Annotated in this window: 14 protein-coding genes and 1 pseudogene; 14 read left to right on the top strand and 1 reads right to left on the bottom strand. The window is 35.4% G+C overall.

What is annotated here, in order from left to right; translation table 11 throughout:
• From EI71_RS10215 to EI71_RS08355, 9 genes and pseudogenes are all read left to right on the top strand, one after another.
• Window positions 1-288, top strand: a pseudogene (locus EI71_RS10215) (hypothetical protein); the annotation flags it as partial.
• Between the two features lie 15 nt (window positions 289-303).
• Complete coding sequence (locus EI71_RS08320; protein WP_162849898.1) at window positions 304-1194, top strand: metallophosphoesterase; 891 nt, start codon at window positions 304-306, stop codon at window positions 1192-1194.
• Window positions 1195-1287: 93 nt separating this feature from the next.
• Window positions 1288-2025: a YebC/PmpR family DNA-binding transcriptional regulator gene (locus EI71_RS08325; RefSeq protein ID WP_119016785.1), complete on the top strand. Its 738-nt coding sequence runs from the start codon at window positions 1288-1290 to the stop codon at window positions 2023-2025.
• A 110-nt stretch (window positions 2026-2135) separates the two neighbouring features.
• Window positions 2136-2630 (top strand): bifunctional pyr operon transcriptional regulator/uracil phosphoribosyltransferase PyrR, encoded by a 495-nt coding sequence (pyrR, locus tag EI71_RS08330; protein ID WP_119016786.1) that lies wholly within the window; start codon window positions 2136-2138, stop codon window positions 2628-2630.
• 126 nt (window positions 2631-2756) lie between these two features.
• Window positions 2757-4412: a formate--tetrahydrofolate ligase gene (locus tag EI71_RS08335; RefSeq protein WP_119016787.1), complete on the top strand. Its 1656-nt coding sequence runs from the start codon at window positions 2757-2759 to the stop codon at window positions 4410-4412.
• A 26-nt stretch (window positions 4413-4438) separates the two neighbouring features.
• Window positions 4439-6163 (top strand): phosphoenolpyruvate carboxykinase, encoded by a 1725-nt coding sequence (locus EI71_RS08340; protein WP_119016788.1) that lies wholly within the window; start codon window positions 4439-4441, stop codon window positions 6161-6163.
• Window positions 6163-6642: a 5-(carboxyamino)imidazole ribonucleotide mutase gene (purE, locus tag EI71_RS08345; protein ID WP_342769504.1), complete on the top strand. Its 480-nt coding sequence runs from the start codon at window positions 6163-6165 to the stop codon at window positions 6640-6642. The genes EI71_RS08340 and purE overlap by 1 nt, the downstream gene beginning before the upstream one ends.
• Before the next feature lie 87 nt (window positions 6643-6729).
• Window positions 6730-7713, top strand: a complete 984-nt coding sequence (gene fba, locus EI71_RS08350) for a class II fructose-1,6-bisphosphate aldolase (protein ID WP_119016790.1) — start codon at window positions 6730-6732, stop codon at window positions 7711-7713.
• Between the two features lie 161 nt (window positions 7714-7874).
• The gene (locus EI71_RS08355) at window positions 7875-9377 is read left to right on the top strand and encodes an IMP dehydrogenase (RefSeq protein WP_119016791.1); all 1503 of its coding nucleotides are present in this window, start codon (window positions 7875-7877) and stop codon (window positions 9375-9377) included.
• 59 nt (window positions 9378-9436) lie between these two features.
• On the opposite strand, the gene EI71_RS08360 is transcribed toward EI71_RS08355, so the two are convergent.
• The gene (locus tag EI71_RS08360; protein WP_119016792.1) at window positions 9437-10864 is read right to left on the bottom strand and encodes a DUF7309 domain-containing protein; all 1428 of its coding nucleotides are present in this window, start codon (window positions 10862-10864) and stop codon (window positions 9437-9439) included.
• A 180-nt stretch (window positions 10865-11044) separates the two neighbouring features.
• Between EI71_RS08360 and EI71_RS08365 the strand changes: the two genes are divergently transcribed.
• The 5 genes from EI71_RS08365 to rpoC all read left to right on the top strand — a co-directional run bounded on the left by EI71_RS08365 (window position 11045) and on the right by rpoC (window position 22541).
• Entirely contained in the window at window positions 11045-12526 is a 1482-nt protein-coding gene (locus tag EI71_RS08365; protein ID WP_119016793.1) for a DUF1846 domain-containing protein, read from the top strand.
• A gap of 625 nt (window positions 12527-13151) precedes the next feature.
• Window positions 13152-14021: a class II fructose-1,6-bisphosphate aldolase gene (gene fba, locus EI71_RS08370; protein WP_119016794.1), complete on the top strand. Its 870-nt coding sequence runs from the start codon at window positions 13152-13154 to the stop codon at window positions 14019-14021.
• 95 nt (window positions 14022-14116) lie between these two features.
• Complete coding sequence (locus tag EI71_RS08375; RefSeq protein ID WP_119016795.1) at window positions 14117-14656, top strand: GNAT family N-acetyltransferase; 540 nt, start codon at window positions 14117-14119, stop codon at window positions 14654-14656.
• Window positions 14657-14959: 303 nt separating this feature from the next.
• Window positions 14960-18760: a DNA-directed RNA polymerase subunit beta gene (gene rpoB / locus EI71_RS08380; protein ID WP_119016796.1), complete on the top strand. Its 3801-nt coding sequence runs from the start codon at window positions 14960-14962 to the stop codon at window positions 18758-18760.
• Window position 18761: 1 nt separating this feature from the next.
• Entirely contained in the window at window positions 18762-22541 is a 3780-nt protein-coding gene (rpoC, locus tag EI71_RS08385; protein WP_119016797.1) for a DNA-directed RNA polymerase subunit beta', read from the top strand.
• Window positions 22542-22706: the final 165 nt, after the last annotated feature.

Genomic DNA, 22706 nt, shown 5'->3' on the forward strand with positions numbered 1-22706 from the left:
AAAAATAATCACACAGTATCAAATGTAAATCAGATTCATAGTGAACTATCAATTTTGATTTCAAAAAAGCATGGCATATCAACAAGACATCTTCAGGATTATTTAAACTGGCTTCTGTTCTTAAAGAAGATTAAATATAGAGTAAAGGCCGAGGCAAGAGTTTCATTTACTTATATGGAATCAATGAAACAAGTTCATACAATAGCGGTAAGAAATATAACTAAGCTTCCTATGCCTATTGATTTATATCAGGCCTATGGAGCATATCATTATGGAATTTTTTCTTAATTACCAACTTTTTGTTTGAACTTAGCAAAGATTTTTAAGAATTATAAAACTAGACCTATTATAATTGCTTCTTGCTTTTTCTTATCTATTCTTGTAGTAATTATTGGTATTTTATCTGTTAAAAATCCTACTACTACAAATATAAGTATAGGTAGTGGAGATAAGAAATTAAATATAGTTGTTGTATCCGATATTCATTATGGTACTACAGGCTGTATAGTAGATATGAATGATTTAGTTGATGATTTAAATAGTAAAAATGCTGATGTTATATTCTTTTTAGGAGATACAATAGATAAATATGCATCTAGTGAATCATCTAAGGGAAGACCATATTTAGATTATAATGTATTCGCATCCTACATGAAGGATATTAAGTCTACCTATGGTATTTATGATATTAGTGGTAATCATGAATTTGAAACAAATTCCTTAAGTGCTGTAAATTCATTTTTCCGTCATGTAGAAGAATTAGCGCCAAATTTCCATTATTTAGATAATGAGGCAGTAGTAGTTGGAGATGCAATTAGACTAGTTGGAAGAAGAGATTATTATTTTGGTGGTAAATCTAATACAAGAGAGTCTATTGAATCTATTTTAAGAAAGAGTAATTTGTACGATTCTAATTTAGATTTAATTGTTTTAGATCATCAGCCACAGGATTTTAAGGATAGCTTAAATCAAAATGCTATTTTACAATTATCTGGTCATACACATAATGGTCAAATATTCCCCGGAGATATAATTATATCCTTATATCATAAAATAAGATATGGCTGTGTAAGCTATGGATTATATCAAGAAGGTAATTTTAATTTATTTGTTACTAGAGGATATGGTGCGTGGGGATTCCCTTTAAGAACCTCAGGTAGTTCTGAGATTTTAGTGATTGATTATAGGTATTAAAGTAGAAATTTAAAAATTTCTTGCAAGATATATTCTTTTTTAATATAATATTAAAGTAATTGAAATTTAGAAATCGAAAGGTTGTGTAAAATTATGGGTAGAGCTCATGAAGTTCGTGCTGCATCTATGGCTAAGACAGCAGCAATGAAATCCGCAAAATATGCAAGATGGAATAAGGAAATCTTTGCAGCAGCTAAGGCAGGTGTACCTGATCCTGAAATGAATCAGGGATTAAAGAACGTTATTGCAAGAGCAAAGAAGGACCAGTGTCCTGCGGACGTTATTAAGCGTGCTATTGAAAAGGCTAAGGGTGTAACAAGTGGAGCTACTAAAGAAAAGGTATATGAAGGATATGGACCTGGACAGGTTGCAGTTATCGTTGAATTCTTAACAGATAATGATAACCGTACATATACTGAAGCTCGTACAGCATTCAATAAGACAGGTGGAACAATTGGTACTTCTGTATCATATATGTTCGCTCGTAAGGCTTTATTCTCATATGAAGGATTATCTGAAGATGAGACTATGGAAGCTTTAATGGAAGCCGGCTTAGATTTTGAGGATTTAAATACAGATAGTGATGGCTACGTTAATATTACAGCAGCACCAGCTGATTTCGAGGCAATTAAGTCTGCATTACTTGCAGTAAAGGAAGACCTTGAATTCGACCAGTGTGAGGTAACTATGGTTCCATCTACTTATGTAGACTTAGATGAAGAGCATTTAGAGAAGTTCAAGAGATTCTTATCTCTATTGGAAGAATATGATGATTTCGAAGCAATTTATCATAACGCAAATCTTCCAGAAGATGATGAATACGAGGAATAAAATTTGAAATGGAAGCCTTTTAGGCTTCCTTTTTGTCATTTTAAATAGTATAATAATAAGCAAATGTGAATAATTTTTTATTATATTAAGGATATCCAGAGAGGTACAATATGAAAACAATAATTGAAAACGAACAGTTTACGAGAACATTAAAGCGTATGACGCATGAAATCATTGAAAGAAATGAAGATCTTTCCTCTCTTATTCTGGTCGGAATAGAGAAGAAAGGGACTCCAATAGCTAAGGAAATACAGTCCCTTATTTTTTTATTTGAGGGAATAAATGTACCAGTTGAAGCAATTGATATTTCATCACATCGAGATGATGAAAAGAAAAGTGATGTGAAAAACATACTTACAGAAAACATTAATGGCAAGGTCATTGTCCTAGTGGACGATGTTTTATTTACAGGTAGAAGTGCAAGAGCTGCAATGGATGCCATCATAGATATGGGTAGACCATCCAAAATTGAGCTTGCAGTTTTTGTAGATAGGGGGCATAGAGAATTACCAATTCGAGCTGACTTTATCGGAAAGAATATTCCAACATCGAGGGAAGAGAAAGTTATGGTCGATTTTGAAGAAAAAACAGTCAGTTTAAGATAAAACGTTTTCCAAAAAAAGTGGTATAGGAATAGTTTTATATAACTAACGAATGTGGTATGATATGTGTATATTTGTGAAAAACAAATGACTTTGTACGACAAACAAAAACAAGAAGGGTGGATTTGTATGTTAACAGATTTAGAAATTGCACAGGCTGCGAAAATGGCTCCTGTTGCAGAAATTGCTAAGGAATTAGGAATTGATGATGATTCCTTAGAACTTTATGGTAAGTATAAGGCAAAGGTTGCCTTAGATTCTTTCGGTAACAAAAATGGTAAATTAATTTTAGTTACTGCAATTAACCCAACTCCAGCAGGAGAAGGTAAATCAACTACAACTATTGGTTTAGGTGATGCGCTTCACCGTTTAGGTAAGAAGACAGTTATCGCCTTACGTGAGCCTTCCTTTGGACCAGTTTTAGGTGTAAAGGGTGGAGCTGCAGGTGGTGGATATGCACAGGTAGTTCCAATGGAAGATATCAACCTACACTTTACAGGTGACTTCCATGCGATTGAGGCTGCCAATAACTGTGTAGCTGCTGTAATCGATAATCATATGTTCCATGGTAATGAGCTTGATATTGATCCAACAAGAATTACATGGCATAGAGTTATTGATATGAATGACCGTGCATTAAGAAATTGTGTTGTAGGTTTAGGCGGACATACAAATGGTGTTCCAAGAGAAGATCATTTTGATATCGTCGTAGCATCTGAAATTATGGCTATCCTATGTTTAGCTAAGGATATGGATGATTTAAGAGCAAGACTTGATAGAACAGTTGTTGCCTACAATAGAGATAGAATGCCAGTAACTATTAAGGATTTAAAGATTACTGGTGCATTAATGATGATCTTAAAGGATGCATTAAAGCCAAACCTAGTACAAACTTTAGAGCATACACCTACATTTATTCATGGTGGACCATTCGCAAATATTGCGCACGGATGTAATTCAGTAATTGCTACTAAGAAGGCATTATCTTATGGTGATTATGTTGTAACTGAGGCAGGATTTGGTGCAGACTTAGGTGCAGAGAAATTCTTAAATATTAAGTGCCGTCAGGCAGGCTTAAAGCCAAACGCTGTTGTCATTGTTGCAACTATTCGTGCTTTAAAGATGCATGGTGGTGTTAAGAAGGAAGATTTAGGTTTAGAAAATGTTGAAGCATTAAAGCTTGGCTTTGGTAACCTAGAAAAGCATATTGAAAATATTAAGAAGTTTGGTCTTCCATATGTTGTTGCAATTAACCGCTTCACATCCGATACTGAAGCTGAGCTTAAGGCTTTAGAGGATTGGAGTATTGCTAATGGTCATCCAGTTAGCCTATCTGAAGTTTGGGCTAAGGGTGGCGAAGGTGCAATTGACCTTGCAAAGAAGGTTATTGACCAAATTGAAAATGGCAAGAATGAATTCAAATTTATTTATGATGAAGAAGATACAATCAAAACAAAGATTGTTAAGATTTGTACAGAAATTTATGGAGCTTCTAATGTGGAATTCACACAGGAGGCTAAAAACCAGATTGCTCGTTTAGAAAAGCTTGGCTTTGCTAAACAATTGGTATGTATGGCTAAAACACAGTATTCTTTAACAGATAATCCAAAGTTACTTGGTAGACCTGAGGACTTCACAGTAACTATTCGTGGAGTTACACCATCTATTGGCGCAGGCTTTATCGTTGCATTATCTGGAGATATTATGAGAATGCCAGGCTTACCAAAGGAGCCTGCGGCAGAAAGAATGGATATTGTTAACGATAAAATCGTTGGTCTATTCTAGTAGTATTTTTTAGGAGGAGATTTTTTATGGAATATGTTACAGGAAAGCGTCAGGTCATTATGAACTTCTCTGAGAAGTTTTGTAAGACTGAAGCTGAGGTATTATCTAGTGCTTGTTTCGAAGAGGTTTGGAGCAAGTATGTAGATCATTTATATAAAACTGAGAATCAGGCATTCTTACCAGTTTTAAATGTTTTTACTCGTCGTGATGTAAAAACTAAGACTATCCGTTTATTTAAGTTCTTACTTGAATTTAGCGTAGAAGAGGTTCAAAGCTTTGACCCATTTTATAACCAATCCTTAACTAGAAAGGATGTTTGGTATGATTTGGTTCAGAATTTCTATGATTATTGGAGAAAGCTTGAAAGATACGCTGTAGTATTCACACGTGCTACAATGGATGGTATTGAAACTGCATCCTTCATTGAAGCTCAAACAGAGTTCAATGATGTTGTACTTAAGACTTATCGTACAATTTGTGAGAAGCTTTATGGACATAGATTCCCAATTTACCGTCAGCTTCCTGCAGGTACTAATGCAGCTATCCTAATCACAAAGAATCATTGGATGGAGAAGGATTCTCCATATGCATTCTTAACAGATTGTGAGGCTATTGAAGAAATCATTATCCGTCCACCTTTCATTTCTTATTCTGATAAGAACAAGAGAACAGGTACTTATCCTGAAGCAAAGGAAAATCCTATTAACTGGATTAAGGATAACTTTAAGGCAAAGGAATATTATTGCTATGCTGCAAAGGTTGGTAGTGCGCTTGCTTATGTATATTTCCATAGAGATTATCTAGCTCATGGTATTACATTATGTAACCTATTCGAATTTGTACCAGTATCTGAGGTTAAGGGCAGAAAGCCTGAATTAATCTATATCTTTGGTGCAGATTATGAAGATGAATCTTATTTCTATTATGATAAGGAAAATGATATTTATGTAGGTGTTGCACCTCATAATTCAACTATCGATTACTTTGGATATATGAAGAAGATGCTATTAACTTTATATAATACAAAGATGATTGAAGAAGGTGCCCTACCACTTCATGGTGCTTGTGTACATATCACAATGAAGTCTGGTAAGACAAAGAATATTGTAATCATTGGAGATTCTGGTGCTGGTAAGAGTGAATCTTTAGAGGCACTTTCTGAAATGGCTGGAGATGATATTTCATCACAGCTTACTATCTTCGATGATATGGGTACATTTAAGATGGATAAGGATGGAAACATCAAGGCTTATGGTACTGAAATTGGTGCATTCGTAAGACTAGATGATATGACTGGTGGATATGCTTATCGTGAAATGGATAGAGCTATATTCATGAATCCAGATAAGACAAACTCTCGTTTAGTTATTCCAGTAGCTACATATCCACAGATTATGGAAGGATATAGTGTAGATATGGTATTATATGCAAACAACTATGATCCTGAATGTGAAGATGCAGTTGAATTCTATAAGACTGCAGATGAGGCTAAGCCAATCTTCATTCGTGGTGCAAGAAGAGCTAAGGGGACAACTCAAGAGGTTGGTATGACAGAAACATTCTTCGCAAATCCATTTGGTCCAGTTCAAAGAGAAGAAAAGACTAGAGTAATTATTGATAGAATCTTTGATAAGCTATTTGAAGATGGCACAAAGGTTGGTGTATTACATACAAGACTTGCTGTTCCTGGAATGGAGCATGAAGGTCCTGCAATCGCAGCTAAGAGATTATTTGAAATTATTGGTGATTAATTATGCCTAAGGTTGGAATTATTATGGGATCTACCTCAGATTATGAGGTTATGAAGGATGCATGTAGCGTACTAGAAGAGTTTGGTGTAGATTATGAAAAAAGAGTAGTATCTGCACCTAGAACTCCAGATTTAATGTATGAATATGCACATACTGCAAAAGAAAGAGGAATTAAAGTAATTATTGCAGGAGCAGGTGGAGCTGCTCACTTACCTGGTATGGTAGCTGCAATGACTACACTACCAGTTATTGGTGTTCCTGTAAAATCAAGAGCTCTAAATGGACTTGATTCCTTGCTTTCTATTGTTCAAATGCCAGGTGGTGTTCCTGTTTTGACAGTAGCTATTAATGGTGCAAAGAATGCAGCTTTATCTGCAATATCTATTTTAAGTATTGAGGATAAGGAACTATCATTAAAGCTAGAAGAATTTAGAACGAATCAAACAGGATCTGTACTTGAAGCAAAATTAGGCGAATAATTTGTGATAAGTATAGTTTTCAATTAAAAAATGTGATACCATATATATGGTATTTACTATTTAAAACATTATAGGAGGAAAATATTTATGCCTTTAGTAAATTCTAAAGAATTATTTGAAAAAGCTTATAAGGAAGGATATGCTGTTGGTGCTTTCAATGTTAACAACATGGAAATCGTTCAGGCTATCACTGAAGCTGCTGGTGAATTAAATTCTCCAGTTATCCTACAAGTATCTTCTGGTGCTAGAAAGTATGCTAACGCTAGATACTTAGTTCATATGGTTCAAGCAGCTGTAGAGAACAACCCAAATATTCCAATCGTATTACACTTAGACCATGGTGATTCATTCGAATTATGTAAGTCTTGTATCGATGATGGATTCACATCTGTTATGATTGACTATTCTGGTCATTCTTATGAAGAAAATGTTGAAGTAACTAGAAAGGTTTGTGAGTACGCTCATGACGTTAAGGCTCGTGGACGCTATGTAACAGTAGAAGCTGAGCTTGGTACTTTAGCAGGTGTTGAGGATGATGTAAAGGTTGAATTCGGTAAGTCAAGCTATACAGATCCTGATCAGGTACAGGATTTCGTTAAGCGTACTGGTGTAGACTCTTTAGCTATCGCTATTGGTACATCTCATGGTGCATATAAGTTTAAGGCAGAACAGTGTACAAGAAATAAGGATGGTATTTTAGTTCCACCTCCACTAAGATTCGATATCTTAAAGGAAGTAGAGAAGAGATTACCAGGCTTCCCAATTGTATTACATGGTTCTTCATCCGTTCCTCAGGAATATGTTAAGATTATTAACGAGCATGGTGGAAAGATGCCAGATGCAATCGGTATTCCTGAAGATCAATTAAGAGAAGCAGCTAAGATGGCTGTATGTAAGATTAACATTGACTCAGACCTACGTTTAGGTATGACTGCAGCAATTCGTCTTCATTTTGATGAGCATCCTGATCATTTCGACCCACGTCAGTATTTAGGTGATGGTAGAAAGAACGTTAAGGATGTTGTAAAGCATAAGATTGTAGAAGTTTTAGGCTCTAACAATAAGGCTTAATATTTATTAGGATAGATTCTAAATATATAGGATCTATCCTTTTCTTTTGAATAAAATTTCAAGTAATCGTTTCCATAGTTTTATGAAACAAATATCTATTGAAAATCGCTGTTTTTAATGTTAAAATGTTTGAAATTATATAAAATTTGGAGGATTATAAAATGGCTTTTTATTATGATGAACCATCACATACTTTTAGCGAGTATTTGTTAGTTCCTGGTTATTCTGATGAGAATTGTATTCCACAAAATGTCTCACTTAGAACTCCCCTTGTTAAGTTTAAAAAGGGTGAAGAGGCAGCAATTTCAATGAACATTCCTATGATTTCAGCAATTATGCAATCTGTATCTAATGATACAATGGCAATTGCTTTGGCAAAGGAAGGTGGAATTTCCTTTATTTATGGTTCTCAAACAATTGAGAATCAAGCTGCAATGGTAAAAAGAGTTAAGTCTTACAAGGCTGGCTTTGTTACAAGTGATTGTAACCTATCTCCTTTAGATACACTTGATGATGTATTAAGATTGAAGGAAGAAACAGGCCATTCTACTGTAGCTATTACAGAAGATGGTACTCCATCTGGTAAGCTAATGGGTATTGTTTCTTCAAGAGATTATAGAGTATCTCGTATGGATGGAGCATTAAAGATTAAAGAATTCATGACACCAATTGAAAAAATGGTAACAGCTCCTGAAGGAACTACTTTAAAGGAAGCAAATGATATCATTTTTGATCATAAATTAAATAGTCTTCCAATTGTTGATAAGAATGGATGCTTAGTTGCGTTTGTATTCCGTAAGGATTATTCTTCTCATAAAGAAAATCCATTAGAGCTTTTAGATTCTCATAAGAGATATATTGTAGGTGCTGGTATCAACACTAGAGATTATGAGACTAGAGTTCCTGCATTAGTTGAGGCTGGTGCGGATGTATTATGTATTGATTCATCAGAAGGATTCTCTTGCTGGCAGAAGAATACAATTAAATGGATTAGAGAAAAATATGGCGATACAGTTAAGGTTGGTGCTGGTAATATTGTAGATAGAGAAGGCTTCCGTTTCTTAGCTGAGGCTGGTGCGGATTTCATCAAGATTGGTATTGGTGGAGGCTCTATTTGTATTACAAGAGAAACTAAGGGTATTGGTCGTGGTCAGGCAACTGCAGTAATTGAGGTTGCAAAGGCTAGAGATGAATACTTTAAGGAAACTGGTATTTATATTCCTATTTGCTCTGATGGTGGTATCGTTCATGATTACCATATTACACTTGCTTTAGCTATGGGATGTGATTTCTGTATGTTAGGAAGATATTTTGCTAGATTCGATGAGTCTCCAACTCAAAAGATGCTAGTAAATGGTAATTATATGAAGGAATACTGGGGTGAGGGTAGTGCTCGTGCTAGAAACTGGCAAAGATATGACCTAGGTGGTTCAAAGAAGCTTTCCTTCGTTGAAGGTGTAGATTCCTATGTTCCTTATGCAGGTCCACTTCATGATACACTTGCTGTAACATTATCTAAAATTCGTCATACAATGTGTAACTGTGGTGCACTTTCTATTCCTGAATTACAATCTAAAGCTAAACTTACTTTAGTATCTAGTGTTTCTATCGTTGAAGGTGGAGCACATGATGTTGTTGTAAAGAATAACAACACAAATAACTAGTATTAATAAAAAGCTAAAAAATGCTCCTTTTGGAACAATCCATTAGGAGCATTTTTAATTTATTGAATTATAGTATCTTTTCTTTCGGAAACTAATTGATCAAGAAGTCCTTGTTTAAATTCTTCAAGTGTTTCATATTTCTTTTTAGCATTAGAAACTCTATCTTTATCCTTTAATAGAAGAACTCCAAGAAGACTTGCTATTGGATTAGTTGCAAGAATTTCCTTTGGCGCTCTTGTAGATTTAAAGTAAGAATCTAATTCATGATAAATTGCAGAAACATAATCATCACATTCTGCAATAGTAGAAACTGCAAAAGCAATTTTATCCTTATTTAAATCATAAAGAATTGGTATGAATGGCAAATATGATTCTCCATCTTTCACAACAGGGCCTGGAGATACAGCAATATCTAATACATAAGTACTATTGCACTTTTTATATTCATTTTCGTTTTCTAAAAGACTCAAATCAAAATATGGAATTGGAGATTCCTCCTCTTTAGTCTTTTTGTATTTTACATTATAATCATCATCAATGGTTATATCTAAATGGAATACTTGTTTTGAGTTTATTGGTTTTTCAATATACTTCTCCATAAAAGTATTAAATAAGCTTAATGCTACGGAAATATCTTTATAATGGTGTGAGTTTTTAGCAGGTGTTACTGGTCTACCTATGCTAAATACATTAAATGATGGATATGGAATATCTTCAATTTCCTTTATTGTGCCATCTAGGAAGTCTTTATCCTCTGGAGTTAATGTATCATATGGATCAAAATAAATTGCATAGGAGTTTTTAATTGCCATAGGAAGTAAGGATTCCTCATCTAAGGATGCTATCATACTTTCAAGCTGTAACTCACGTTTTCCTTCTTTTCCAAAATAAATACATAAGCCATAACAATTACCATAATGGCCCAAAACAATATAGGATATTTCTTTATTTAAATAATGAATAGTGAAATAATCCTCATCTGTGAAATATTCCCAAGGATGATAAGAAAAAGCCTCATTAGAAAGCTTAACTAGATTTGTTCTTTCCTTTTTAGTGATTTTCTTTTCTATAATTCCAAATTGAATTTCCCAGTCTGTAATTATTTTTTTGTAGCATTTATCTTCAAACGCATAGTAACTATCAACTAAAGAATATTTTCTTAATAAATTCTTGAAGTTTCTATATGCACCTTTTTTGTATAAACAATCCAGTAAATCTGGATATGAATATTTTCTAGCAAAATCCTTCATAATTTCTATGTTATTTGGTTGTGGAAATGGGATTAGGTTATTTGCAATTTCAGCAAAATCCTTTATAGGCATCTCATCTATAGAATCATTATATGTATAATGAATGGCAACAGTTTCGTGTTCTTTTGCCCATTCTTCATCATAAATGAATATGCGGGATTCCTTTTTATCATAAAGAATAATTTCGTCTTCTTTATTGAGATATAAGTAGCTTAATAATTTCTCGTTTTTTTTCATTTGTATCACCTATTTTTAATTATATCTTATAAATGGAAAAATGCATATAAAAAGTTCATTTTTCATTTGACCTCGATATTATATTATAATATAATATTTAAGGGCACCCTAGAAAAATCAAACTCCCTCAAGTGGGAGCTTTTCTTTTTTTAAATTTTACCCCAAAGAGAGAAGAAGACAATGAGATTAGCCTTTGATAATGAAAAGTATTTAGAATTGCAGTCTAAAAACATTTTGGACAGGGTTTCCAAGTTTGGGAACAAGCTTTATATTGAATTTGGTGGAAAGCTTTTTGATGATTATCATGCATCAAGAGTATTACCAGGATTCTTACCAGATTCTAAGCTTAGAATGCTATTAACACTTAAGGATAAGGTGGAAGTGATTATTGCAATTAATGCAAAAGATATCCTTAAGAATAAGATGCGTGGAGATTTAAACATTAACTATGAAACAGAAGTATTAAGATTAATTGATGCTTTCCGTTCCTCTGGTTTATTTGTAGGTTCTGTATGTATCACACAATATCAGGTTGCACCACAGGTAGCTTCATTTAAGAAAAAGCTTAATAATTTAGGTGTAAAAACTTACCTACATTATGAAATTGCTGGTTATCCACACGATATTAATAATATTATTTCTGAAAATGGATTCGGTAAAAACCAATATATTGAAACAGAACGTCCTATCGTAGTTGTTACTGCACCAGGACCAGGCTCTGGAAAAATGGCAACATGCTTATCACAGCTATATCATGAAAATAAAAGAGGCGTAAAGGCAGGTTATGCTAAGTATGAAACATTCCCTATTTGGAGTATTCCTTTAAAGCACCCTGTAAATTTAGCCTATGAGGCTGCAACTGCAGATTTAAATGATGTCAATATGATTGACCCATATCATTTAGAGGCATATGCTGTAACTGCCGTAAATTATAATAGAGATGTAGAAATATTCCCTGTTTTAAAATCTATGTTTGAAGCTATTTATGGAGAATCTCCATATAAGTCTCCAACAGATATGGGAGTTAACATGGCAGGCTTTGCAATCTGTGATGATGAAGCTGCATGTCAAGCATCAAAGGATGAAATTATAAGAAGATATCTACGCTCCTTAGTTGATTTAAGAAATGGTAAAATTGGTCAAGAGGCAGTAGATAAGATTTTACTATTAATGAGACAATTAAATATTTCTGTTGGCGATAGAAAATGCGTACAAGCTGCAGTAGATAAAAAGAAGAAGAGTGGAACAGAGGCAATGGCACTTGAACTTGAGGATGGTACAATCGTAACATCACGTACAACTCCATTATTAAGTGCACCTGCTGCCTTAATCCTAAATTCTTTAAAGACTCTAGCTGGTATTCGTGATTCTATTCCTTTAATTACGCCAGCAATTATAGAACCAATTTCTAAAATGAAAATTGATAAGCTTGGAAATCATAACCCAAGATTACATGCAGATGAGATATTAATTGCTTTAGCTATTTCAGCTACAACGAATCCACTTGCAGATATGGCATTAAAGCAAATTGATGAGCTTAAGTTTACTCAAGCACATTCTACAGTTATCCTACCTCAGGTAGATTCAGAGGTATTAAAGAAGCTTAAGATTGAGGTTACTACAGAACCTGAGTTTTATGCTCACAAGCTTTATTCAAAATAACAGGTAGAAAGAACGTTCTTCAAAAAACGTTCTTTTTTACCTATAAATTTCAAAAATTTGTCATTTACGAAAACGACGTTATTGTAAAAAAGAAAAATACATTAATTTAGAGTATAATAAATATACTAAATATTAGGAGAAGAAAATTCTGGTAAGGGTAAGATTTATATTGATAAGGAATATAATATTTGTTTAAAGTTAGAAGCAAAAGGAACATCTGGTGGCCAAACACTTACAGGTAATATGGAAGTTACAAACTTTAATACAAATCCTTCATTACTAAGCTTCCCAACTGTTAGGGAATATACTCCTACAGGTAGTTTATTTTGATTAAATATAATGATTTATTTATGAGAATGATTAGTTCTAATTGTAACTAATCCAATATGATTTAGTGTCCCACAAGTTACTGAGTATACCCCATTTTCTAAATCTCAGTAGCTTTTAGTCCTAAACTGTTATATTTTCCCAGAGGCACAGTAGTGATACTGCGCCTTTTTCTATTAATAAAAGGGTAGCGATTTCATCTCTTTTTTTCTTTCATTTTATTGAAAATAAAAGGTAAAAAGAATATTATTTATATAGCAAATGTACAAGAGTACATATTTAGGAGGAAAATATAATTATGGCATTAGTTAATGTTAAAGACATGATGCAGGCCGCTTTAGAAGGCCATTATGCAATTGGTGCATTCAATACTAACAATCTTGAATGGACTAAGGCAATTCTTGAAACTGCTGAAGAGCAGAAGTCTCCAGTTATCATTGAGGTATCTGAGGGTGCTACAAAGTACATGGGTGGCTATAAGGTAGTTGCTGATTTAGTAAAGGATTTATTTGAAGCAAAGAAGATTTCAGTTCCTGTTGCATTACACTTAGACCATGGTACTTATGAAGGTGCTAAGGCTGCTCTTAAGGCTGGCTTTACATCTGTTATGTTCGATGGTTCTGCATTACCTTTAGAAGAAAATATTGCTAAGACAAAGGAAATCGTTACTTTAGCTCATTTCATGGGCGCTACTGTTGAGGCTGAAGTTGGTGCTATCGGTGGTGAAGAAGACGGTGTTAAGGGTCGTGGTGAAGTTGCAGATCCAGAGCAGTGCAAGCTAATTGCTGATTTAGGCATTGATATGCTTGCAGCTGGTATTGGTAACATTCATGGTCCATATCCTGCAAACTGGTTAGGTCTTGACTTCGATTGCTTAGCTGCAATTAAGGCTAAGTGCGGAGATATGCCTTTAGTATTACATGGTGGTACTGGTATTCCAGAAGATCAGGTTAAGAAGGCTATTTCTTTAGGTGTTTGCAAGGTAAATGTTAATACTGAGTGTCAGCAGTATTTTGCAGCAGCTACAAGAAAGTATATCGAAGAGGGCAAGGACTTAGAGAAGAAGGGTTATGACCCACGTAAGTTATTAAAGCCAGGCTTCGAAGGAATCAAGGAAATCGTTGCAATTAAGATGGCAATGTTTGGTTCTGTTAATAAGGCTAACTAATTAACTAAGTTACAAATATCGAAGGAGTGGAATTTACTTTCCACTCTTTTTTCTATATAATAGGGGTAGTGAAAGGCGATTAGAGAGTGAATATTATGATAAGAAGAGTTAAGGATGAAGATGCAAAAGAATTAGTAGAAATTTATAACTACTATATAAGAGAAACAGCCATAACATTAGAGCTAAAGGAGTTAACAAAAGAAGAATACCTAGACCGTATTCATCAGGTAACTTCCTTTTACCCATGGTTAGTTTATGAAGAACAAGGAGTCGTTTTAGGCTTTGCATATTTAGATAAATTTAATACGAGAAAGGCTTATGCTACAACAGCTGATTTATCTATATATGTTTCTTGTGATTCTAAAGGAAAAGGTATTGGAAAAAGATTATATAATGAAATTGAAAAACTAGGATTATCCTTAGGCTTATGTAAAATTATATCCTTAGTTACTTCTTCGAATAGAGCATCTATAGCCTTCCATAAGGCAATGGGCTTTACTAAGCTTTGCTTGATTAAAAATGTAGCTTATAAATTTGGTAAATGGGTTGGTGTATCTTTTATGGAAAAGAACATTCAAACCATTTCTACACCTTCCTTAAATAAGGATGAACCATCCTATAGAGAAAAAGCATAAATAAGCTTATATTTTAATTACCACCTACGGGTGGTTTTTATTTTGTAAAAAAGTTTTGTTTTTTTCTTGCATTATTTGACAACTTGCAATATAATATTAAAATGCGTATAATGGCAAATATTTGCTGAAATGCGCTTATGAAAAAGAGTTTTACTAAGTAAAAGCTTAGTTTTACATAGATTCGTGGAAATCCAAAAAAAGGTATTAAACACCCTTTTAGCGATTGCTATAAAGTCTATAAGACAGTTTAGAAAACAATAGAAAGGAAAAGTATAACATTCGGTTATACAGCTAGGTGTCTTTATGAAGAATGTCAATTATGGTAAGAAATCCGTTCGTCGTAATTACTCCAGAGTACGTACAAGCGTAGATCTACCAGGCTTAATTGAAATTCAGACAAAATCATTTGATTGGTTTGTCGAGCAGGGCTTAAAAGAAGTATTTGAGGATGCATCTCCTATTACTTCCTTCAACGGTGATTTGAAGTTATCCTTCTTAGATTATCGTTTTGAAGACCCAAAGTACAATGTTGTTGAATCTAAACTAAGAAAGATCAACTATTCTCGTCCATTAAAGGTGAAGGTATTGCTAGAGCATACACAAACTGGCGACTTATTTGAGCATGAAATGTTCATGGGTGATATCCCATACATGACTCCAGTCGGAACATTCGTAATCAATGGTGCTGAGCGTGTAGTTATCTCTCAGATTATTCGTTCATCTGGTGTTTACTTCGATAAGGAAATCGATAAGAAGACAGGAGATATCAAATTCTCTGGTCAGGTTATCCCTACTCGTGGTGCATGGATTGAGTATGAAGCAGGATCTAAGGATGTTTGGTATGGTAAGCTAGACCGTTCCAAGAAAATTCCTTTAACTACAGTATTAAGAGCTTATGGTTTATCTACTGATGAGCAAATCATTGAGTTATTCGGTGAGAGTGAGCATTTAAAGGCTACCTTCGAAAAAGAGAAGGATGAGAATAAGAATTCTGAGAATGCTGCAATTGAAGTTTATTCTAAGCTTCGTCAGGGTGATAGAGTACCAGCAGATGGTGCTAGAGCTTTAATCTCTGATCGTTTATTTAATGCAAATAAATATGATTTACAGACTGTAGGTCGTTTTAAGTATAATATCAAGCTTGATGTATTACAGAGAGCTAAGAATCATACATTAGCACAGGATGTTGTTGCTAAAGAGGATATCTTTGATGATGAGACTGGCGAGTTATTATTTGCTGCTGGTACAAAGATTGCTTCTTATGGTGATAGAATCGCTGGTGAAGTATATGATAAGTTGGATAAGGCAAGAGCTGCCTTCCGTAGCGTTATCGATTTAGGCAACACATTATGTGAGGACCCTATTTGTGAAATCCTATTCATCAATAATGTTAAGGGTGATCAAACTGAGGTTGTAAAGGTTATCGGTAACTATCATGCTGAAACTGCACTTCATATCACAATGTCTGATATTTTAGCTACAGTATCTTATTATATGAATCTATATTCTGGTGTTGGTACAATTGATGATATCGACCACTTAGGAAATAGACGTTTAAGATTAATTGGTGAATTATTAAAGAACCAGTTCCGTATTGGTTTTGCAAAATTAAAGAAGAATATTGAGGACCGTATGTCTACTGTTGAAGTAGAAAAGGCTACTCCTCAAAACTTAATTAACATTAAGCCTTTAACATCTTCTTTAAAGGAATTCTTTGGTTCTTCACAGCTATCCCAGTTCATGGATCAGATTAACCCTCTAGCTGAAATTACTCAGAAGAGACGTATTTCTGCCTTAGGTACTGGTGGTATTGCAAGAGATAGAGCCGGTGTTGAGGTTCGTGACGTACACAATTCTCATTATGGTAGAATGTGCCCTATCGAAACACCAGAAGGTCCATCTATCGGTTTAATTACTTCCTTAGCTACATACGCTAAGGTTAATGAATACGGCTTTATTGAAACTCCATTCTTCGCTGTTGAAAGAGATAGTGAAGGTAGAAATGTAGTTTCTGCCGATAAAATTGTTTACTTATCTGCAGATGATGAGGAAGGTAAGATTATTGCCGCTGCCAATACTCGTCTAGATGAGAATGGATACATGATTGATGAAAAGATCATTGGTCGTCGTAATGGAGAGGCTGAAATGTTCAACTCTACAGATAAGATTGACTACATGGACGTTTCTCCTCAGCAGATTGTATCCGTAGCTGCAGCCTGCGTTCCATTCCTAGAGCACGACGATGCTACACGTGCATTAATGGGTGCAAACATGCAGCGTCAGGCAGTACCTATTATTAATCCTGAATCTCCAATCGTTGGTACGGGTATGGAGTACCGTGCTGCAAAGGATTCTGGTTCAGCATTAATTGCATTAAGAGATGGTATTGTTGAATATGTTGATGCAAAGAAGATTCTTATAAGAGAAAATGATGGTCAGATTCGTAAATATGAATTATACCAGTTCTTACGTTCAAACTCTGCAACTGCAATTATGCAGCGTCCAATCGTTAGTGTTGGTGAAAAAGTAGAGCGTGGTGATGTTATTGCTGATGGTCAATCCATGAAGAATGGTGAATTAGCATTAGGTAGAAACGTTCGTATTGCCTTCATGACATGGGAAGGATATAACTTCGAGGATGCCGTTATCATGTCTGAAAAGATGGTATATGATGACTACTATACATCTTTACATATTGATGAATTTGAAATTGAAGCTAGAGACACTAAGCTTGGTGCAGAAGAGTTCACTTATGAAATTCCTAATGTAAAGGAAGAATCTAAGAGAAACCTAGATGCAAATGGTATTATTATTCCTGGTTCTGAGGTTAAGGAAGGAGATATCTTAGTTGGTAAGACAACTCCTAAGGGACAGACAGATCCAACACCAGAAGAGAAGCTATTACTTGCAATCTTCGGTGAAAAGAGCCGTGATGTTCGTGATTCATCCTTAAGAGTTCCTCATGGAGGAGGAGGTATTGTACAGTCTGTACAGCACTTCAAGAAGTCTAAGGGTGACGATTTAACTCCAGGTGTAAATGAAGTAGTTCGTATCTTCATTGTACAGAAGAGAAAGATTCAAGTCGGAGATAAGATGGCTGGTCGTCATGGTAACAAGGGTGTTATTTCTAACATTTTACCAGTTGAGGATATGCCATTTACAGCTGATGGTCGTCCAATCGATATTATGCTAAACCCTCAGGGTGTACCTTCTCGTATGAACATTGGTCAGGTACTAGAGTTACACTTAGGTATGGCAGCTAGAACTATTACTGAACGTGATAGAAAGGCATTCGTTGATGAATATGTTGCTAAGAACGGTCATAAGCCAACTCAGTATGAGATTGAAGCAGCAGTTCCTGAATTAAAGGTTGCAACTCCAGTATTCGATGGTGCAACTATTGAAGATATTGAACAGATTATGAAAGAAGCTGGCATGCATCGTCAGGAAATGATCGACAAGGGCTTAAACCCAGATGATCAAGCAGCAGTTGATGGCTACACTTGCGATGGTAAGCAGATTCTATTTGATGGTCGTACAGGTGAACCATTCGAAAACCGTATCACTGTTGGTATCATGTATTTCGTTAAGTTATCACACATGGTTGATGATAAGTTACATGCAAGAAACATTGGTAAGTATACATTAGTTACTCAGCAGCCAATGGGTGGTAAGGCACAGAATGGTGGTCAGCGTTTCGGTGAAATGGAAGTTTGGGCATTACAGGCATATGGTGCAGCTCATGTACTTCGTGAAATGATGACAGTTAAGTCTGATGACTTAGTAGCAAGAGATCGTACATTCGATGCAATTGCATCTGGTAAACCATTACCAGACACATCAATTCCTGAAGCATTCCGTGTATTAACACGTGAATTACAGTCTTTAGGTATTCATGTTGAATTAATTAATTCCGATGGCGAGAACGAGGTTAACCGTTCTATCGTTGATCATACAATTCGTCAGGTTACAACAAACCGTGTTTCTTATAACTACTTATCTGTAGCTAATTCAAACTTTGAAGCTAAAGAGAATGAAGAGGAAGTAGAGCCAGTAGTTACTGAAGAAGCAGATGACGCAATTGCATTCGAGGAGGAGGAATAAGATGAAACAGTATAAGTACATTAAAATCGGTTTAGCTTCTCCTGAAGAAATTTTATCCTGGTCACATGGTGAGGTTTTAAAGCATGAGACAATTAACTATCGTACTTTAAAACCAGAGCCAGATGGATTATTCTGTGAGAAGATTTTCGGACCTTCTAAGGATTATCAGTGTGCCTGCGGTAAATCTAAGAGAAACACAGACAAGGGTAAAGTCTGTGAAAAGTGTGGTGTTGAAATTACTGAATCTAAGGTAAGAAGAGAAAGAATGGGTCACATTCAGCTTGCTTCTCCAGTAGTTCATACTTGGTTCTTAAGAAATTCACCATCTCCACTTGCTACCCTACTTGATGTAAAAACTAAGGATCTAGATGAAATTGTTTATTTAGCATCCTATATTGTTACAGAGGTTTCTAATAAAGGCTGTGGCTTAAAAGTTAAGCAGATTTTAACTGAACAGAACTATTCTGAAATGATGGAAAAATATCCTGGTCAGTTTAAGGCTTTGACTGGTGCTGAGGCTATTAAGGTATTACTTCGTGGTATTAACCTAGAAGAAGAGGAGAAGAAGCTAAGAACTAGATTAAAGACTTCTTCTAAGCAACGTCGTGATAAGGTTATTAAGAAGCTAGAGATTGTTGAATCCTTCTTACGAAGCGATAACAATCCTGAATGGATGGTATTAGATATACTTCCAGTTATTCCACCAGCATTAAGACCTATGGTTCAGCTTGAAGGTGGTAGATTTGCAACTACAGACTTAAACGACTTATACCGCCGTATTTTAAACCGTAACAATCGTTTAAAGAAGCAGTATGAGCAGCATGCTCCTCATCTTATTACTAAGAATGAGAAGAGAATGCTTCAGGAAGCTGTAGATGCCCTAATTGATAACGCTAAGCGTGCAAGAAAGGGTAATGTAGATAAGACTCATAAGCTAAAGAGCTTATCCGATATGCTTCGTGGTAAGCAGGGACGTTTCCGTCAGAACCTATTAGGTAAGCGTGTAGACTATTCTGGTCGTTCCGTTATCGTTGTTGGTCCATCCTTAAAGATGTATCAGTGTGGTGTTCCAAAGGAAATGGCATTAATTCTTTTCAAGCCATTCGTTTTAAGAGAATTAATGAAGCAGGGCAATTCTATTGCTGTTGCAAATAAGATGGTTGATAACCAGGAAAACTCTGTATGGGGTATTCTTGAAGAGGTTATCCGTGAGCATCCAGTATTATTAAACCGTGCCCCTACTCTTCACCGTTTAGGTATTCAGGCATTCGAGCCAATCCTAATTGAAGGTAAGGCTATCCGTCTTCACCCATTAGTTTGTACACCATTCAACGCAGACTTCGATGGTGACCAGATGGCTATCCACCTACCTCTATCTTTAGAGGCACAGGCTGAAGCACGTTTATTAATGCTTGCATGTAATAACATTCTAAACCCAAGAGATGGTAAGCCAGTTGTTACTCCATCTCAGGATATGATCTTAGGTAACTACTATATTACACTTGAGCGTAAGGGTGAACCTAATGAAGGTCATGTTTATAAGGATTATGATGAAGCATATATTGCATATAAGAATGGTGCAATTACACTTCATACTCGTATTTTTGTTGATGGTTCTTATTTAGGAGAGCATAAGCTTCCTGCAAGAAGACCTTCAAATTACCTATTCACTACAATGGGTAAGATGATTTTCAACACAATTCTTCCAGAGTCCTTCCCATACTTAAATGAGCCAACTGAGGCAAATTTAACTGGTGAAACTCCACTTAAGTATTTCTTAGATACTAAGAATGTTGTTGAATCTCGTGAGGAGTTATTAGCTCATCCAGAGGTTGCTCCATTAAAGAAGAAGCAGATTGCAAGAATCATTGCAGAAGTATTCAAGAGATTTAAGATTACTGAAACATCTAGAATGCTTGATAGAATCAAGGATTTAGGTTATAAGTATTGTACAATTGCCGGTATGACTATTTCTATGGCAGATGTCCTAGATTATAAGGGCAAGCATGAGAGAGTTAGAGAGGCTGAAAAGAAGGTAGACCAGATTACTGAGTTCTACGAAGAAGGTTTAATTACGAATAAGGAACGTAAGAAGAGCGTAGAGAAAGAGTGGAATGCAGCTACAGCTGAAATTTCTGCTGGTCTATGGAGCGAGCTTGCTAAGAATGAGGATAACCACATCTTCATGATGGCCGATTCTGGTTCCCGTGGTAACGCATCTAACTTCGCACAGCTAGCTGGTATGCGTGGATTAATGGCTAATACAGCCGGTGAGACTATCGAAGTTCCAGTTAAGGCAAACTTCCGTGAAGGTCTATCTGTTGCTGAGTTCTTCATTTCTACACACGGTTCTCGTAAGGGTTCTACCGATACTGCGTTAAAGACTGCAGAATCTGGTTATTTAACAAGACGTCTTGTCGATGTATCTCAGAATGTCGTAATTTCTATGGAAGACTGTGGTACTGAAAGAGGCTTCTATGTAACTGATATTGTTGATGAGAATACACTAGACAATGGTAAGCCAAAGCTAGTTGTATCTGTTGCTGATCGTTGTATTGGTCGTTTCGCTGCAAAGGATATTATCAATCCTGAAACAGGTGAGGTTATTTGCAAGCGTAATGAATTAATTACAGAGGATATGGCTTCTCAGATTTCAAAGAGCGGTATTAAGGAAGTATGCTTAAGAACAGCTCTTACATGTGCTGCTAGAAGCGGTATTTGTATGAAGTGTTATGGTAGAAACTTAGCTACAAATATGGTAGTTGAGGTTGGTGAGGCTGTTGGTACAATTGCTGCACAGTCCATCGGTGAGCCAGGTACTCAGTTAACAATGAGAACATTCCATACAGGTGGTGTTGCATCTGCTGCCGATATCACTCAAGGTCTTCCAAGAGTTCAGGAGCTTTTCGAAGCTCGTAAGCCAAAAGGAAAGGCTACTATTTCCGAAATCAATGGTACAGTTGAATCCATTACACCTTCTAAGGCTGGTAAGGTAATTAAGATTGTTAATGATGAAACAAATGAAACAGAATCCTATACAGTTGATGCTACATCTGAGCTTTTAGTTTCTGAAGGTTCTTATGTACGTCGTGGCGATAAGCTAATGAAGGGTTCTATTCATCCAAAGGAATTATTAAGAGTCTTAGATGCAACTGCTACTCAGAAGTATATCGTTGAAGAAGTAAAGAAGGTTTATACTTCTCAGTCCGTAGATATTTCCGATAAGCATATCGAAATTATCGTTCGTCAGATGATGCGTAAGGTACGTGTTGATTCTGAAGGTGATACAGATTTATTACCAGGTAGAGATGTATCTGTATTAGAATACAATGCAGCAGTTAAGGATTGTATGCAACGTAAGGGTAAGCTACCTGTTGCAAAGCAGTTAATCTTAGGTATTACTAAGGCTGCCTTAGCATCTGATTCCTTCTTATCTGCATCTTCCTTCCAGGAAACTACAAGAGTATTAACTTCAGCTGCAATTCAGTCTAAGGTAGATATTCTTGAGGGTCTAAAGGAAAATACTATTATCGGTGGATTAATCCCTGCAGGTACTGGTATTTTACAGGAGGACACATTTGAATGTGAGCATCGTCCTATTGAAGAAAATGGTTCTGTTTATGCAGAGGCAATGGCTCAAGCACAGGATTTAAGAGATTCTGATGAAGACGATGATGTTGATGGCTCTATCGCAAGATTAGCAAGAGGAGAATCTGAAGATGATGATGAATCTTCTGATTTCACTGCTGAATTCGAAGAGACAGATATCAACGATCTATAAGAAATATAACTCCCAAAAGAAGCTAAGGCTTCTAAGGGAGTTTTTTCTTTTCCACAAATTCCTATATATTTTTGTGTTTCCCCATTTTTTAATAAAGGGTAAAAATGATAAAAAAAATCCAGGTGAAAAATACCTGGATTTTGTGCTTTATATAAGGAAAAAGTG

Source organism: Anaeroplasma bactoclasticum, from assembly GCF_003550015.1.
Classification (GTDB): Bacteria; Bacillota_I; Bacilli_A; order Acholeplasmatales; family Anaeroplasmataceae; genus Anaeroplasma; species Anaeroplasma bactoclasticum.